Origin of the sequence: Chryseobacterium sp. CBo1 (assembly GCF_001693475.1) — a bacterium.
GTDB classification, from domain to species: Bacteria; Bacteroidota; Bacteroidia; order Flavobacteriales; family Weeksellaceae; genus Chryseobacterium; species Chryseobacterium formosense.
Genome location: NZ_MAUH01000045.1, coordinates 102,838 through 119,795, shown reverse-complemented (window position 1 = coordinate 119,795; position 16,958 = coordinate 102,838). Strand labels below are relative to the sequence as shown.

The window sequence follows — 16,958 nt, the reverse complement described above, 5'->3', positions numbered from 1 at the left end:
TTTTGCTTGATTACTAGCAAATATCATTCCTAAATTTCACTTTGAATAATCTCTTCTTCCAAAAATTGCCGATCCTACACGTACCGAATTGGCACCGCATTCAATGGCAATAGGGAAGTCATCACTCATTCCCATCGATAAAGTTTCCATTTTTTGAATTTGGCTCAATTCATCAAACAGATTTTTTAAAACAGAAAACTCTTTTCTTATTTGATTTTCGTCTTCTGTAAATGTTGCCATTCCCATCAAACCTGTAATTTTAATGTTTGTAAATTCTCCTTTTATAAATTTATCAAACAAATCTTTGGCTTCAGAAATCTCCAAGCCGAATTTGCTTTCTTCTTCAGCGATTTTTACCTGAAGTAAAACTTTAATTGTACGGTTGTGTTTTGCAGCTTCTTTATTGATTTCGTTTAGAAGTTTCTCAGAGTCCACACTTTGAATGGTGTCAATAAATTCAGCAATATATTTTACCTTATTGGTCTGAAGATGCCCGATCAGATGCCACTGAATATCTTTCGGAAGCAATGGGTATTTCTCAGTGAGTTCCTGAACTTTATTTTCACCAAAAACTCTTTGTCCTAAATCATATACTTCCTGAATAGAAGAAACGGGATGTGTTTTTGAAACGGCAACCAATTCAACATTTTCCGGCAATTGATTTTTTATCGCTTTGTAATTTTCCTGAATACTCATGCTGCAAATTTCCGAATTTTAAAATAAAAAAAGATGTTTTTATATTAAATAATTCCCACAGATTACGCAGATTTACACGGATCAATGAGAATATTTAAAACATAAACATCTGTGAAAATCTGTGAGAGTAAAATATTAATTCAAAATCTCATTGATTTTCGGATAAGCCGAGACTTTTCTGAAAACAAAACGATTTGATTTCTGTAATTTTTCTATAAATAAATCTAACTCGTTAATCGAATCTGCATCGTTAAGATATTGGTCGTGCGTAAGGAAAACCAAATGTCTTGATGTTTTTTCAAGATCGTTAAAGAAAATGCTGTCTACTTTTTTCAGCATCGCTTCATGATTTCCTTTTAAATTCATTTTGTTCGTAGGTTTCCATTCAAGATCCCAACCGATTACTTTATAACCCGCTATTTTTAATTGATCTGCAGCTTCGGAAGAACTTTTGAGATCGGTTACATTAATGTTGTTGAGTCTCCAAATATTTCTTCCGGGTGTTCTTGCTATTTTTCCTGTAAGTTTTAAACTGTCTTTGGCAAGGTCAAAATCTTTTACGACCGCATCAGGATTTTTATAAAAATCTGAGTATTTGTTGTGGGCGTGTGTATAACTGTGATTAGCAAGCTCGATCAGCTGATCTGCTCTCATTTTTTCAAGATCGTCTTTTTGCCTTTTGCTGTCTGTGGCATGCTTTCCGACAAGAAAAGCGGTTGCACAGACGTTTCTTTTGTGTAATATTTTCAGAAGATTTTCGGTTCCTCGATTGGGGCCATCATCGAAAGTAAGATAAATTACTCTTTTATCAGAAGGGACATCTTCATCATCAATTCTTGGGACTTTTGCGACGGGAGGCTCTTTCGAAAGAATTTTTTCAGATTCTTTTACTTCGATTTTCTGATTGCAGCCGATAAATAATGTTGATACAGCACTCATTACTGCAAACACCCCGAGAAAACTCTTATTTCGAGTTTTTCCCGCAAAAGTTTTTTTCATAAAAATTAGTGGAAATTAAGTTGTTAAAAATTGTTAAATTTTACGAAGTAAAGTTAACAAAATTTATACCACAAAATAATTTTTTTTTTCACTTTTTAATGAAATTTTAATGAAATTATTTTTGAAGAATTTTATTCAATTCGATGGCATTTTTTACAGCGGCGGTTCCCCAAGTATTATTGAAGAAAACAAAACCTTTCCTTTTTGATTTTAAAATATTTTCAGCTAAGATTTTCATTTCATTTTCAGGATATTCAGATTTATAAAGAATTGGTTTTCCGTGGAGCCGATAATAAAAAAGTTCAGCATGATTAATGATGAAATCATCAGGTAGATTTCCGGGAAAACTTACTCCTGAAAAGATAATTTTTTTTGATCTTAAAATTGAATAAATTTCATCATTCCACCAGGAATCGTTTCGGAACTCTATGACATTGAGATAATCAAAATCTAAATTTTGAATGATTAAATTTAAATTCTCTTCCGTATTTTTAAATGAAGGCGGAAACTGATACAAAAAGCCCGACAGTTTTTCTTTTAAATGAGTTTGAATGTGCTCACAAAATTCTTGAATTTCTTCTTTACAATCTTTTAAACGCTTTTCGTGAGAAATACCTTTAGGTATCTTAATAAAAAATCTGAAATCTTCGGGAGTTTCCTCAAACCATTTCAATAAAGTTTTTGCGGTAGGTTTTCTGTAGAAAGTTGAGTTGATTTCAACAGCATTGAATTCTTTAGAATATAAAGTCAGAAAGTCTTTACTTTTCGCATCTTCGGGATACAAAGAACCTTTCCAGTCATTATTGTAGAAACCCGAACAGCCGATGTAGATATTTTCTTTTTCCATATTTTATTTGCCTCTTGTAGATTAAGCGGATTGAGCAGATTTAAATAGTCATTAAACAAAAATAATCTGCGCTATCAGCAAATCTGCGAGAGTTTAATTATTTTATTTCCAAATCCACAGAATTCAATCTCAATGAATTTAAAATCACCGACAGAGAGCTGAAGCTCATCGCAGCCGCTGCAATCATTGGTGATAAGAGAATACCAAAAAACGGATACAACAATCCTGCCGCAATCGGAATTCCCAAGACATTGTATATAAATGCAAAGAATAGATTTTCTTTGATGTTTCTTAATAATTTTTCACTTAAAATTTTTGCTTTTGCAATTCCTAAAATGTCTCCTTTTAGTAACGTGATTTCTGCCGTTTCAATGGCGACATCGGTTCCTGTTCCCATTGCAATACCAATGTTTGCCTGTGCAAGAGCGGGAGAATCGTTGATTCCATCACCGGTCATAGCTACAATTTTTCCTTGCTGTTGAAGCTTTTTAACTTCATTTAATTTGTCTTCAGGAAGACAGTTGGCTTTAAAATGTTTGATGCCCAGTTCATCTGCAACAGCTTTTGCAGTATTTTCGTTGTCTCCGGTCATCATGATGACATCAATTCCTTCATTTAATAAATGCTGGACAGCTTTTTTCGAACTTTCCTTGATTTTATCGGTAAAACTTATAAATCCTAAAACTTCGTTTTCCTGAGCGATGTATGAAATTGTGTGAGCTTTCGATTGAATTTCCGTAGCTTTTAGTTTCAATTCTTCAGGAATTTGAATTTTATTTGAAACTAAAAGATTTTCATTTCCTAAGTACACCTTTTTCCCATCAACAATTCCTTTTACGCCTTTTCCTGAAATGTTTTCAAACTTTTCGACTTTTTCAGCAGATATATTTTGGTCTTTTGCTTTTTTAATAACGGCACTCGACAAGGGATGCTCTGAGTTTTGATTCAATGAATAGGCTAATTTTAAAATTAAATCCTGATCAGATTGATTGATAGTTTGAATGTATTCCAAAGATGACTTCCCTTCGGTTAAAGTCCCTGTTTTATCAGTGATTAAAACATTTACTTGATTCATCAATTCAAGGGCTTCAGCATTTTTAATCAGAATTCCGTTTTTAGCACCTTTACCGATTCCAACCATCAAAGACATTGGGGTTGCCAAACCTAAAGCACATGGACAGGCAACAATTAAAACCGCAACCGCATTTACAAAAGCGAACAATGTTTTCTGACCTTCAGGACCAAGAATCTGCCATAGAATAAACGTAATTACCGCAATAAAAATAACAGCCGGAACAAAAACTTTTGCCACTTTATCGGTCAGTTTCTGAATAGGAGCACGACTTCTGCTTGCATCGTTTACCATTTTAATAATCTTGGAAAGCAAAGTTTCATCACCCACTTTTTCAGCTTTCATGATGAAAACCTGATTTCCATTGATTGTTCCGGAAGTTACCTGGTCGTCAATATTTTTTTCAACAGGAATGGGTTCACCGGTAATCATACTTTCATTAACGACAGAATTTCCTTCAATAATTTTTCCATCAACAGGAATTTTTTCGCCTGGTTTTACTTTTAATAAATCTCCAATTTTCACTTCAGAAAGCGGAACTTTTTTTTCTTCATTATTAACCATTAAATTAGCTTCATCAGGAGAAAGATTCATCAGTTCTTTAATGGCATTTCCTGTTTTTTTGTGAGCTAAAGCTTCCATTAACTGACCTAGAATAACCAAAGTCATAATCACACAAACGGCTTCAAAATAAAGTGGAATTTCATGATTGTGTCCCCGGATTTCATGTGGAAGCAAATTGGGAAAAGCCAAAGCAATAACACTGAAAATAAATGCTGCAGCTACGCCCAAAGCAATTAGGCTAAACATATTTAAGTTCCAGGTTTTAAATGAAACCCAGCCTCTTTTCATCAAAAACCATCCGGAATAGAATAAAACAGGAAGCGTAAGAATTAATTCGAAAATACCCTGAGTATAATGTGAAAATGGAAAATCGATTAACATTCCGCCCATTGACAAGATAAAAACCGGAATTGTAAAAGCTAAAGAAATAATGAATTTTCTTTTTAAAATATGATAGGTGTCATCAGTTTCTTCTTCACCTTTTTCGGGATATTTTACCAAATCCATTCCGCAAACAGGGCAACCAACGTTACTGTCATACGTTTTGCCTCCCTCACAAAACATCGGGCAATAGTATCTTCCCGCCTTATCATCGGTGACTTTCGGCGCTTCTTGTTGATGATTGTGATGATGAGAATGTGACCCAGAATTTTTAACCAAATCCTCTGTTATTTCTTCCAGGTGCATGTGACAGACCGGGCAATCTGTTTTTTCGTCATATACTTTGTCGTCTTCACAAAACATCGGACAGTAATATTTTCCGATATGGTCTTTAAAGTTTTCGGGAAGGTTGGTAGAAGAATAAGTTGGCTTATAATTAGGATCTTTTGCTAATTTTTCCTCGATCGGGACCAAGAACATATTACAGGTTGGACATCTTTTTCCCTGCTGGAAATACACTTTATCACCTTCACATTCCATCGGACAATAATAAACCGAGGAAGGAGAAACGCGATCCTGTGGTTTTACAAAAGTATGATCAGCTTTTTTAAGATCTTCAACCCTGTAATTTCCAATCTCAGAAAGTGATTGATTGATTTTCGTTAAATTAATCTCTTTATCTGATTGAATTTCAACGGTGCTGTTTTCAAGGTTGACAATGGCGGAAATTCCATCTAAACTATTCAGTTTTTCTGAAATTTTTTTCTGACAACCTGAACAGGTCATTCCTAAAACTTTATATTGTTGGTGCATGATTCTAAATTTATACGACAAATTTCCGAAAAGGATTTTGTACGCTGTTATAAATTTAAGGATAATGTTTACAATATTGTGGAGGTTGTTGGGTTGGGGAAGTGGGAGAGTTGGAGTGTTTTAGGGTCACTAAAATTGGATTTGTGAATGTGTTATTTTACGCTACAACGCTACAACTCTCAAACTTTATCAAGAGGTTTTCTGGTATGAACTTTCAGTTTTTTAAATTCGGTAGGAGTGAAGCCGGTAACTGTTCTGAATTGTGATGATAAATGCTGAACACTTTTATATCCTAATTTTCCGGCGATTTCTGTCAGATTAAATTCATTATAAAGCAACAGTTCTTTCACCTTTTCAATTTTTTGAAGAATGTAAAACTGTTCTACTGTGATATTTTCGTTTTGCGAAAAGGTTTTCGAAAGCGCACTGTAATCTTTGTGTAATTCGGAACTTAGAAATTTCGACAACAAAAAATTTTCATCAATATCAAGCTTTCCGATTTTAATAATAATAAGATTTTTGATTTTATCAACCAATTGATGGGCAGTATCTTTTATTCTTTCAAAGCCTGTTTCCAAAAGGCGATTTTCAATAAGCTGAATGTTTTTTTTTGAAATTTCAGATTCTGTTTCTACTTCGCCAAGATTAATGGAGTTTATCTTAATCTTAAATTCATTAAAAATATTTGAAACAGCAGAAATACATCTTCCGCAAACCATATTTTTTATGAAAATCTTCATAGTTCATCTTTAGGTTTAAGCCTATCTTTCACAAATTCAACCTGAGTTTTTCCGTGTGGAGCAGGATTTCCGTCTTCATCAAGATTTACCATTACAATTCTGTCGACAGTAATAATCGTCTGATGCGTCATTTTATTTCGAACCTGACAAGCGAGAGTAAGTGACGTAGAACCGAATTTTGTCACTTCAATTCCGATTTCGATAATGTCGCCCTGTTTTGCTGAGCTTACAAAGTTGATTTCTGATATAAATTTGGTAACGATTTTTTTATTTTCAAGCTGAATAACAGCGTATAAAGCAGCTTCTTCATCAATCCATTGTAAAAGACGGCCTCCGAAAAGTGATTGATTAGGATTTAAGTCTTCCGGTTTTACCCATTTTCTTGTATGATAATTCATGTTTTGTACTATTTTCCAATACAAATTTAGCTTTTTAAAATAATCTTTTCAAACAGTTGGCCATTAAAAAATTAGTGATAGTTTAACATTTATGTTAATAATTTTGAAATGGTTTTAATTAAATCATTAAAAAGTTTTGATTTGAAATTTTTAATTGTATCTTGCACCTGTTTATATTTGGAATCAATATCATGTTCATTTATTATGTTGCTTTTCTTTTATATACCAAACTTATATTAATTATTTAATTTTTTTTAAAATGAACATTTTTGTTTCAAACATCAATTACGCAACTAAAGAATATGAGTTGCACGACTTATTTGCAGAATTTGGCGATGTAGCATCAGCTAAAATTGTAACAGACAGAGAAACGGGCCGTTCTAGAGGTTTCGGTTTCATCGAAATGGGAGACGAAGAAGGACAACAAGCTGTTGAAGCACTTAACCAAAAAGAATTCAACGGTAAAATTCTTAACGTATCTGAGGCTAAGCCAAGAGAAGAAAAACCAAGAAGAAGTTTTGATAATAACAGAAGCGGTGGTGGAAGTTATGGTAACAACCGTGGTGGAAACGGTGGTGGTTACGGTAACAACAACCGTGGAGGAAATAACGGCGGTGGGAATCGTTGGTAAAAAAATGAAGCGGCTTTTAAGCCGCTTTTTTTATGTCTTTATTTTTGAAATCAATGAGCCCTGAAGATTTTAGATTTTATTTCTCTAAAAACTAATTCTCACTCTTTTTCTTCTTCTTTTTCTTATCCTTTCCTTTTTTATCTTTCTTAGGATTCAGAATCTCTTCAGCATATTCTAGCTTCGGTTCTTTAGTCTTCACAGGTTTCATCTCGATTTTCAGGTCGAAATAAGAGTGAAGATCTTTTTGTGAGATTAAATTTTCATTAAACAAAAATTCCAAAATCTCTTTTCCTGAATTATTGAAAAACTGGTGTGAAAGTTCTTTCAGTAAAAACTTTTTGTATTCTTCAAAAGGCACAATGACAGAATATTTGAAAATTCTTCCTTCTTTTTCTGTAGATAAATAACCTTTCTCAACCAATATTTTTAAATAGGTTGATACGGTATTTTGATGTGGTTTCGGTTCCGGATGTTGTTCCATTACATCCTTTAAATAAAAGGTTTCCAGCTTCCAAAATAACTTCATTAGGTTTTCTTCGGCAGAAGTAAGATGATTTATTTTCATATTTGAATTTAAATTTTATAAAATAAAAAGTAGCGTATTTTTACTTAATAGTAGTCTCCACAGGAATAACCTCAGTGGGTATATCGTTACGCTGATACTTATTGTTGCAATAAAGATAAATAAAAGATATTAAAAAAGCGATTCCGGCTCCCATAAATACCTCTTTTATGGTGTGTCTTTTTAAAATCACTCTCGTAATTCCCACTAAAATTGCAATTGCAAGCCAAACAAAACCTATTTTTATGTCAAAAGCAAAAAATAAAGCTGCCACAAAAACATTAAATGCTGTGTGCATCGAGCTTTTAATATATAAATTACTAAACTGCAAAGCGAATAGAAGAATCAGAATAAACAGCATTACAAAATCTATGAAACCATGTTTGATATAATTAAATAGTAAATATGAAATAATACAGACTGCTATGAAAATATATAGTGTTTTCCTCTGAACTCTGTTGGAAACATCCATATTGGTATATCGTCCCGTTTTTACATTCCAGACAATCCAAATAATGATAGGAAGAATGGTGATCAAAAGAATCGGCAAAAAATGAGTAACTGCATCTTTTAAAGTGTAATTCTGAATACTGAAATACACGAAATAAATAAACAGAGAAACTAATGGATTAAAAAAATCTGAGATAATTCTTGAGATAATATGCAGTAACGAGGTCTTTTTTTCTTCCATAAATTAGTTTGAAATGTAAATATAACATTATAAGTAAAAAAACTATTGCTGCGCATATAATAAAAACGAAGTTTTTTTTATATTTTTGCTCAACTATTTCATAATAAATAAGCAAGAAGCTCGCACATGAAAGAATTTTCTAAAGAGGTATACCTCAAGTGGTATGAAGATATGACAATGTGGAGAAGGTTTGAAGACAAATGCCGTTCTCTTTATCTAAAACAAAAAATCAGAGGTTTTTTACATTTGTACAACGGCCAGGAAGCTATTCCTGCTGGTTTTACGCATGCAATGGATTTAACAAAAGACAGTATGATTACTGCATACAGATGTCACATTCATCCAATGGCGATGGGGGTAGATCCTAAAAGAATCATGGCTGAACTTTGTGGTAAAGCGACAGGTACATCCGGAGGTATGGGTGGATCTATGCACATTTTCAGCAAAGAACACCGTTTCTACGGAGGTCATGGTATTGTTGGAGGACAAATTCCATTGGGAGCAGGTATTGCTTTCGCAGATAAATATTTTGACAGAAAAGCAGTAAATATTTGTTTCTTCGGAGACGGTGCTGCAAGACAAGGTTCTCTTCACGAAACTTTCAACATGGCAATGAACTGGAAGCTTCCTGTAATCTTTGTGGTTGAAAACAATCAGTACGCAATGGGAACTTCTGTAAAAAGAACAGCTAACCACGAAGATATTTACAAACTAGGTTTAGGCTACGAAATGCCTTGTCTTGCAGTAGATGCAATGGATCCTGAGAAAGTAGCTGAAGCTGCTTACGAAGCTATTGAAAGAGCAAGAAGAGGAGACGGACCTACTTTCATTGAAGCTAGAACTTACCGTTTCAGAGGTCACTCAATGTCTGATGCTGAACCGTACAGATCTAAAGAAGAGGTTTCAATTGCTAAAAACGATGACCCGATTGAATTGATCAAAGCAAGAATTTTGGCTAATAATTGGGCAACTGAAGAAGAATTGGAAGCTGCTGATAACAAATCGAGAGATTTCGTAGAAGAATGTATCGAGTTTATGGAAAATTCTCCATATCCGGATGCTGAAAAAGTTTACGAATATGTTTACGCTCAGGAAGATTATCCATTCTTAGATAAATTAGAAAACTAAAAAATAATAATTAATAATTAATTTGGCATTTGAATTTGAGTTTCCCTAATCTCAAATCTCGAATCTCAAATCTCAAATCAATATATATTATGGCAGAAGTGATTACAATGCCACGTCTTTCCGATACAATGACGGAAGGAAAAGTGGCTAAATGGCATAAAAAAGTAGGAGATAAGGTAAAAGAAGGAGATATTTTAGCCGAAATCGAAACTGATAAAGCAGTACAGGATTTTGAATCTGAAGTTGAAGGAACACTTTTATATGTTGGCGTTGAAGAAGGTTCAGCTGCTGCAGTAGATTTAGTTTTGGCGATTATCGGAAATGAAGGAGAAGATATTTCAGGATTAACAGGCGGAGCAGCTGCTCCGAGTGCTGCTTCTGAAGACAAAAAAGAAGAACCAAAAGCAGAATCAAATGATACTGCAGCTGAAGAAACTTCTGCGGAAGTTCCGGCTGGAGTAGAAGTGATTACAATGCCTCGTCTTTCTGATACCATGACGGAAGGTAAGGTTGCTAAATGGCATAAAAATGTTGGTGATACGGTAAAAGAAGGTGATCTTCTTGCTGAAATCGAAACCGACAAAGCTGTTCAGGACTTTGAATCTGAATTTAATGGAATTTTATTAAAGCAAGGTGTTGAAGAAGGTGGAGCTGCCCCTGTAGATACCGTTTTGGCAATTATCGGACCTGAAGGAACTGATGTTTCTGCGGTTGGTGCTCCAAAAGCTGCTGCTAAATCTTCTGACAAGCCTGCTGAACAAAAATCTGAAGCTAAAACAGAAGAGAAAGCGACTCCGGCAGCAAATACTTCATCTTCAGACAGAGTTGCAATTTCTCCATTAGCTAAAAAAATGGCTCAGGATAAAGGCGTTGATATTAATTCTGTACAAGGTTCAGGAGAAAACGGAAGAATCGTTAAAAAAGATATTGAAAATTATCAGCCTTCTGCAAAACCAGCATCTTCAGCTCCGGCTGCAAGTTCGGCTGCTGCTCAGGTTGCACTAAGTTTCGTTCAGGGAGAAGATACAGAATCTCAGAATTCCCAGGTAAGAAATATTATCGCTAAACGTCTTTCTGAAAGTAAATTCTCTGCGCCTCACTATTATCTGATGGTTGAAATCAACATGGATAAGGCGATTGAGGCTAGAAAAGAAATCAATTCATTACCTGATACTAAAATTTCTTTCAATGATATGATTATTAAGGCGACTGCTGTTGCTTTGAGAAAACACCCGCAGGTAAATTCAAGCTGGGCAGGTGATAAAATCATTCATAGAGGAAACATTAATATCGGTGTAGCGGTTGCAATTCCTGACGGATTGGTTGTTCCTGTGCTTAAGAATACAGATCATATGAACTATACTCAGATTTCTGCTGCTGTAAAAGATATGGCTGGAAGAGCTAAATCTAAAGGTCTTAAAGCAAACGAAATGGAAGGTTCTACATTCTCAATTTCAAACTTGGGTATGTTCGGAATTGAAACGTTCACAAGTATCATCAACCAACCAAACTCTGCAATCCTTTCTGTAGGTGCAATTATCGAGAAACCAATCGTTAAGAACGGACAAATCGTAGTTGGAAATATCATGAAGCTTTCATTAGCTTGTGACCACAGAGTGGTAGACGGAGCGACTGGAGCTCAGTTCTTACAAACTTTAAAAACGTATTTAGAAAGTCCTTTAACATTGTTACTGTAACTTTTTGAAATATAAATAATTAAAACCTCTCACTTCGAGAGGTTTTTTTGTGTTGTTATGATCATAAAATCAAAAACTATTCAATAGAAAACTTTAAATATTGCCCGATTCGGTAAAAAGATATATTTTAGTAAAAAATCTAAATGTAGAGAAATATAAAAGGTTTACTTGATGATCGGGCTGATCCAAATAAAGGAATAAGAAATCTTTTAGCCAACGGCGGAACAGTTGAGTTCAAAGATGCTTCAGGCAACACCAATAAGATGATGAAAGATATAGAAAAAAGAAAAAAAGAAGCATATCTTAAGAACAACAATATACTTGAATTAGATCTAATAAAATAATTATTAAAGCATTTTTTGAATGAAAACCTTTAATACAATATTTGCTCTCATTATAACAACAGTTTTGTGGGGACAAAATCAACGTTTTGTATACGAATATAGATTCATAAGTGATTCTACCCAAAAAAATGAAGTGACTTCAGAAATAATGTTACTTGATATTGCAAAGAAAGGCTCAAAGTTTTACAGCCATAAAAAAAGCATTGCAGATTCTATACATCAGGATAGAATAAAAAAGCAAACAAGGGATTTTACAGGAATAGATTATGGGCAGGTATCGTTTGTAGTTGAAAAATCATATCCGGAATACAATGTCACTTTTTACAATAATCTTGATATGAATAAATATAAAGTTTCTGATAACAGGAAATTGGAGTGGAGGATTTTGTCTGAAAAAGAAAAAATAGGGGAATTCAGTACCCAGAAAGCTGTTTGTCATTTTGCAGGCAGAGTCTGGACAGCATGGTTTACTCCGAATATCCCGATTCAGGATGGACCGTATAAGTTTAATGGTTTACCAGGAATAATTATTAAACTGGAGGATAAAACAAAAAGCCATTCATTTGTTTTGAAAGAAGTTAAAAAACTAAGACCTGATCAGGAATGGGTAAGTGATTCTGAAAAGAAGGTATTCGGTAGTATTATTTCGATTGACGAGGAAAAGTACAAAAAACAGTTTATTGATAGCAGAGAAAATCCTACGAAAGGTATGCGACAAATGATGTCTGGAAGCACGAAAATGATAATGGTAGATGAAAGCGGAAAACAGCTGGATATTGAAAAGATTTTGAGAGATAAAGATCGTGCAGCCAAAGAAAATAATGCGAAAGACAATAATCTTCTTGAGCTTGATCTGCTTAAATGAAAATAAAAAAACCTGTTGACATTTGTCAACAGGTTTTTTTATTTTATCGATTATCTTGCTCTCCAGTGTGTGCCGTTTTTTGGTGGATTTTGAGGCGGATCTGCGTCGTTGTTACCAGGAGTTGTGTCTGATGAAGAATCTAATACACCTCCAATAAAACTTTTCGGAGTAATGATTTTAATTGTATCTTCAGCGGTTGTTTTCCAATGAGTACCATTCTTCGGTGGATCATTGTCATCATAATTTGGAGTCGAACCAGTAGAATCTCTTGCATTCATCTGATTTTCATCCTCGTGTAAAGAAACCTGCTCCTCTTGATCGAAAGTTTCTTCACCCTGCCTACAGGCAATACTTGCAAGCCCAATTAACATTAAGCTGAAGGTTGTTAATTTTAATTTCATTTTATTCTAGGATTAATGATTTTAATTTATTTCTTAATTTAGATTCTCGAAATTACTCAAAAACATATATACGATGCAAATATATGTAGGTTTGATTTATAAATTTTTACACTCATATGATTACGTTTTTTTACTAGCTTTTAATTTAATTTAATAAACTCCTTACTGCAAAATAGCTTATCATAAATACTTTTTGTGTATTTTTGAATAAAATTTATCGGGAAATATCTGATGATAAAAAGAATTTTTACAATTTTAGGCTGTCTATTTGCAGCTTTACTATATTCACAGGATTTTTATTCAAATCTCAGAGAAAAATATTGGGTATATGAAGAAAATGATCCTCGAGCCTTTGTGTATATTAATCAATATATAAAAAGAGCAAAATCCGAAAAAAATTATTCTGAATTATTTCAGGCATATAAAGACGGAATATTATATTCGGAAAACAAAAAAATAGCATATGCAGATAGCGCAATTGTAGCAGCCAAAAAATCAGCGAATAATGATCTTATAGGTGACGGATATTTAAGTAAAGGAGCAATTTATTATTTTAATCAGCGCAAATTTCAGTTCGCTTTAGAAGAATATTTAAAAGCTTATGAATATTTAAAGGATTCAAAAAACGAATTTTTAAAATATCAGAATATTTACCATATCGGAGTTGTTAAAAGTTATTTGGGCTATCATGATGAAGCATTGAAAATTTTTGAGGAATGCATAGCTTTTTTCGAAACAAAAATTGATGGTGATATACACGATAACACAGTTTTTAATAATACAAAAGGATATTTAAACTCTTTACATCAGGCAATTATTTGTTATCAGGCGCTCGGTAAGAACCAAGAGGCGAAAAAAATGCTGGATGAAGCTGCCAAAAAAATTCCTCAAACAAAGGATTTTTATTTAGAAAAAAGTTATTTTCAAAAAAGCTTAGGAGTTTCTGAGTTCAAGAATAAAAATTATACGCAGGCCATTAAATATTTTGATCAAGCATTGCCTGAACTTCTAAAAGTAAATGATTTCAGCTGGGCTTCTTATATTTATTTTTATAAAGGTAAAAGTTATGAAATCCTTGGTAATCAAGATCTTGAAGTTGATAATTATAAGAAAGTAGATTCCATATTTAATAAAAACAAATTCATTCTTCCTGAATTGCGAAGTAATTATGAAGAGCTTATTGAATATTTTAAAAAAAATGGCAACCATCAAGAAGAATTATATTATACCAATCAGCTTTTGAAAGTTGATAGCGTTATCGCTTCAGATTTCAAGCATCTTTCTACCAGAATTTATAAAGAGTATGATACGAAGATGCTCATGGAAACAAAGGAAAATCTGGAAAAAACCAATTCTTACAGTAAATTACTTTTGTTTATTTGCCTTGCTATAATTGCTGCTTTGGGGGTGATTATGTATTATAGAATAAGAAAGCAGAAGAATATTCAGAAAAACTATGATGATCTTTTGATTAAGCTTGAAGAAACAAGTAATCAACCAGAAGTTGTTCCCATACCTATAAAAACAGAAGTTACAGATACTGCAGACAAAAACATCAAATTTGATAGCAGTATTGTAGAAAAGCTTTTAAACGATATTCAGGTGTTTGAAAATAATCAGGGTTATCTGGAGCAAGGTCTTACCCTTAAGAAGCTTGCAGAACAATTTAAAACCAATACATCTTACCTTTCGCAAGTAATTAATGAATATAAAGGCAGTAATTTCAATTCTTATATTAACGCTTTAAGGATCAATTATGCAACTCAAAGAATCTATCAGGATAAAGAATGGAGAAAATATTCTATAGAACATATTGCATCAGCTGCAGGTTTTAGCAACAGACAGAGCTTTTCTAATATATTTCTTGAGCAAAACGGAATCAGACCTGCTGATTTTATTAAAAAGAGAATGAAAGAACTGGAAGATCAGAATAATTCTTAAGTTTAAAATAACATTTATAATTCAAAATAAAAACCGAACCTTCAATGAAAGTTCGGTTTTCTTATTAATAGAATGTGAATGTTTGGTGTATATTTTAATTTCTTATTTCAGTTTCATAATCTTCTTCAGAAATTGTAGAGAACAGGGTTCCTCTCCCTAGATTGTCAGAACCCTGATTGTTCTTCTACATGAAAACTGAATGATGAAAAGTTATATATATGAATGATAAGGTGTCTTGTTTTATCTGTAACAAATATAGAATCATAAATCTGCATCAACAAGTTATTGCAGGTGGTATTTATAAATATTTACGTAATAATTTATGAAAAACAACTGTGTTTTTACCTTTCAAAGTGTTGATTTCTAGATGTTTTTACTTGTTGTGAGAATTATTGAAAATAAAATTTTAAATTCATTTCAAATGTTGTCCAAATCTATTTTCTAACTGAAATTTCTCCAGATTATTTAGAAATAAAGAATGGATGACCAGAAATAATTAGATATATCTTTAAAAATTACAATAAAAAAGCTGAATAATCAAATCATTCAGCTTTTGTATTTTTAAAATTTTTAACTAATCTAAAGGCCGTCTTCCTGAAATAATATTGTAAAGAACTACAATAATAGCAATAACCAGTAAAACATGAATCAGATAACTTGTACTGATTCCCGGGATCACGTTCAGCATTCCTAAAAGCCAAACAACAATGCAGATCACTGCAACTAACCATAATACACTTTTCATAATAATATTTTTTTAAGGTTTATGTAATATTGTTAGCATATTGTGTGCCTTTTCTGTTTTTCAGGTGAAAAAATTAAAGATTAAACATGATGAGCCACATCTTCATCTCTAATATTTTATAATCCGGGTTTATGAAAGCATCATTTTAGAATCATTAAAAAAGAAAGGCTTCAGAATATCTTCAAAATTATAAAGACCATTTGATCGGTTTTTTAAATTTCGTGCAACAAAAAGAGCACCGCTTCCAAACGCTTCCCGCGAAATCGATTCATGTACAAGGCGAACTGTTTGATAAGGAAAGCCAAAAATCACTTCATGCTTACCTACAATTCCGCCTGCTCTCACCGAGTTGATACTTGTTTCTTCAATATCGAGTGTTTCAGCAATTTTTATCGCTGTGCCTGAGATTCCTGCTTTAGCCTTAAAATGTTCTTCAACGACTTCTATGTCGACATCAGGAGCAATATTTTTCAGAAGACTGGCTGCAAATAAAAGATAGTTAACTCCGAGAGTAATGTTGGGCGACCAAAAAACCGTATTTTTTTGTGATAATTCCTGAAGAAATTTTTTTTCTTGGTTTCCGTAATGTGAGATTGCCGAAATTATTTTAATATTCCTTTCAGATGCTGCTTTGCCATATAAATAAATACTTTCAGTGGTAGAAAAATCTATAATTATATCTACAGGTCGATCATCAAATAGCTGAGTTATTTCAATGTTTTGTAATGAGAAAATTTCGGCAGCATCAGAAGATTCTACTTCCAAAAAATCTTTTGCCGAAAGATTTTCCATATTTGTGCTGTTTCTCAAAATCCATTCCAGTGTAAAATCGGGACTTTGCAGTATTACATTTGCTACAGCCTTTCCTGCTTTTCCAAATCCAATTAAACCTATTTTCATATAATAAAATTTTGTAGTGTTTGTAATTTTAGAATAGGTAAGATAAGGAATTATTTTTGAAACCTTTGCGAATGAAAGTATATGCTTGAAAATGAGATAGTTGAGTTACTACAAAAATTAAACCCCCCGTAAACGGAGGGTTTAATAAAAACACAAATGATGAAAAAAAAATTTTCACTCCAAATATAGGCAAATTTTTGGAACCACATTGCCTTTTTTCAGAGATATTAATTATTTTTTTTAAAGTTATATGATCTGTCCTCTAAATCAAATAAATAACTTTAGAAAAAAATGCAATCGATTTCACAATTTATAATAATCTTAAATCAACATTCTATATATGCTTAATAAATTTTTTTCATATTTCTTTATTATTTTCTCTTTATGACATAATGATTTAAATCATTCTATGTCAAATGTATTGATAATCAATGTTAATAATAGGTTATTATTTGTTACATATATTTTATTTGTTAATATATTTTCATTTAAATGTGACTTACATTAAATTTGTGTGAAATGATAAAAAATGATGATTAAAAA

Annotated in this window: 16 protein-coding genes; 5 read left to right on the top strand and 11 right to left on the bottom strand. The window is 32.7% G+C overall.

What is annotated here, in order from left to right:
• Nucleotides 1-36: 36 nt before the first annotated feature.
• The 6 genes from BA768_RS17240 to BA768_RS17215 all read right to left on the bottom strand — a co-directional run bounded on the left by BA768_RS17240 (nt 37) and on the right by BA768_RS17215 (nt 6,510).
• Nucleotides 37-696 (bottom strand): YggS family pyridoxal phosphate-dependent enzyme, encoded by a 660-nt coding sequence (locus tag BA768_RS17240; protein WP_065721767.1) that lies wholly within the window; start codon nt 694-696, stop codon nt 37-39.
• A 135-nt stretch (nt 697-831) separates the two neighbouring features.
• Nucleotides 832-1,695, bottom strand: a complete 864-nt coding sequence (locus tag BA768_RS17235) for a polysaccharide deacetylase family protein (protein WP_065721766.1) — start codon at nt 1,693-1,695, stop codon at nt 832-834.
• A 115-nt stretch (nt 1,696-1,810) separates the two neighbouring features.
• Nucleotides 1,811-2,542, bottom strand: coding sequence for a DUF72 domain-containing protein (locus BA768_RS17230; protein WP_065721765.1), 732 nt, complete (start codon nt 2,540-2,542; stop codon nt 1,811-1,813).
• Between the two features lie 97 nt (nt 2,543-2,639).
• Nucleotides 2,640-5,372 carry a heavy metal translocating P-type ATPase gene (locus BA768_RS17225; protein ID WP_065721764.1) on the bottom strand — a complete coding sequence of 911 codons (2,733 nt, stop codon included), beginning with the start codon at nt 5,370-5,372 and terminating at the stop codon, nt 2,640-2,642.
• Nucleotides 5,373-5,551: 179 nt separating this feature from the next.
• Complete coding sequence (locus tag BA768_RS17220) at nt 5,552-6,112, bottom strand: helix-turn-helix domain-containing protein (protein ID WP_065721763.1); 561 nt, start codon at nt 6,110-6,112, stop codon at nt 5,552-5,554.
• The gene (locus BA768_RS17215) at nt 6,109-6,510 is read right to left on the bottom strand and encodes an acyl-CoA thioesterase (protein ID WP_034676055.1); all 402 of its coding nucleotides are present in this window, start codon (nt 6,508-6,510) and stop codon (nt 6,109-6,111) included. Before BA768_RS17215 ends, BA768_RS17220 begins: the two co-directional genes overlap by 4 nt.
• Nucleotides 6,511-6,769: 259 nt before the next feature.
• On the opposite strand from BA768_RS17215, the gene BA768_RS17210 reads away from it, so the two are divergent.
• A complete protein-coding gene (locus BA768_RS17210) occupies nt 6,770-7,141 on the top strand; it encodes an RNA recognition motif domain-containing protein (protein WP_034676057.1) in 372 nt (123 codons plus the stop codon).
• A 91-nt stretch (nt 7,142-7,232) separates the two neighbouring features.
• On the opposite strand, the gene BA768_RS17205 is transcribed toward BA768_RS17210, so the two are convergent.
• Nucleotides 7,233-7,706, bottom strand: a complete 474-nt coding sequence (locus tag BA768_RS17205; protein WP_065721762.1) for a BlaI/MecI/CopY family transcriptional regulator — start codon at nt 7,704-7,706, stop codon at nt 7,233-7,235.
• 40 nt (nt 7,707-7,746) lie between these two features.
• Nucleotides 7,747-8,394 (bottom strand): phosphatase PAP2 family protein, encoded by a 648-nt coding sequence (locus BA768_RS17200; protein WP_065721761.1) that lies wholly within the window; start codon nt 8,392-8,394, stop codon nt 7,747-7,749.
• A gap of 126 nt (nt 8,395-8,520) precedes the next feature.
• Between BA768_RS17200 and pdhA the strand changes: the two genes are divergently transcribed.
• The 3 genes from pdhA (at nt 8,521) to BA768_RS17185 (ending at nt 12,428) form a co-directional block, all read left to right on the top strand.
• Nucleotides 8,521-9,522: a pyruvate dehydrogenase (acetyl-transferring) E1 component subunit alpha gene (gene pdhA, locus BA768_RS17195; RefSeq protein ID WP_034676062.1), complete on the top strand. Its 1,002-nt coding sequence runs from the start codon at nt 8,521-8,523 to the stop codon at nt 9,520-9,522.
• Nucleotides 9,523-9,611: 89 nt separating this feature from the next.
• Nucleotides 9,612-11,219, top strand: a complete 1,608-nt coding sequence (locus BA768_RS17190; protein ID WP_065721760.1) for a pyruvate dehydrogenase complex dihydrolipoamide acetyltransferase — start codon at nt 9,612-9,614, stop codon at nt 11,217-11,219.
• Nucleotides 11,220-11,582: 363 nt separating this feature from the next.
• Nucleotides 11,583-12,428, top strand: coding sequence for a GLPGLI family protein (locus BA768_RS17185; RefSeq protein ID WP_065721759.1), 846 nt, complete (start codon nt 11,583-11,585; stop codon nt 12,426-12,428).
• A 50-nt stretch (nt 12,429-12,478) separates the two neighbouring features.
• On the opposite strand, the gene BA768_RS17180 is transcribed toward BA768_RS17185, so the two are convergent.
• Nucleotides 12,479-12,829, bottom strand: coding sequence for a hypothetical protein (locus tag BA768_RS17180; RefSeq protein ID WP_065721758.1), 351 nt, complete (start codon nt 12,827-12,829; stop codon nt 12,479-12,481).
• Between the two features lie 231 nt (nt 12,830-13,060).
• Between BA768_RS17180 and BA768_RS17175 the strand changes: the two genes are divergently transcribed.
• Entirely contained in the window at nt 13,061-14,770 is a 1,710-nt protein-coding gene (locus BA768_RS17175; RefSeq protein WP_083206729.1) for a helix-turn-helix domain-containing protein, read from the top strand.
• Nucleotides 14,771-15,344: 574 nt separating this feature from the next.
• Here BA768_RS17175 and BA768_RS21125 read toward each other — a convergent pair.
• Both BA768_RS21125 and BA768_RS17170 read right to left on the bottom strand, forming a co-directional pair.
• Entirely contained in the window at nt 15,345-15,515 is a 171-nt protein-coding gene (locus tag BA768_RS21125) for a lmo0937 family membrane protein (protein ID WP_034676074.1), read from the bottom strand.
• Between the two features lie 129 nt (nt 15,516-15,644).
• Nucleotides 15,645-16,415: a 4-hydroxy-tetrahydrodipicolinate reductase gene (locus tag BA768_RS17170; protein ID WP_065721757.1), complete on the bottom strand. Its 771-nt coding sequence runs from the start codon at nt 16,413-16,415 to the stop codon at nt 15,645-15,647.
• Nucleotides 16,416-16,958: the final 543 nt, after the last annotated feature.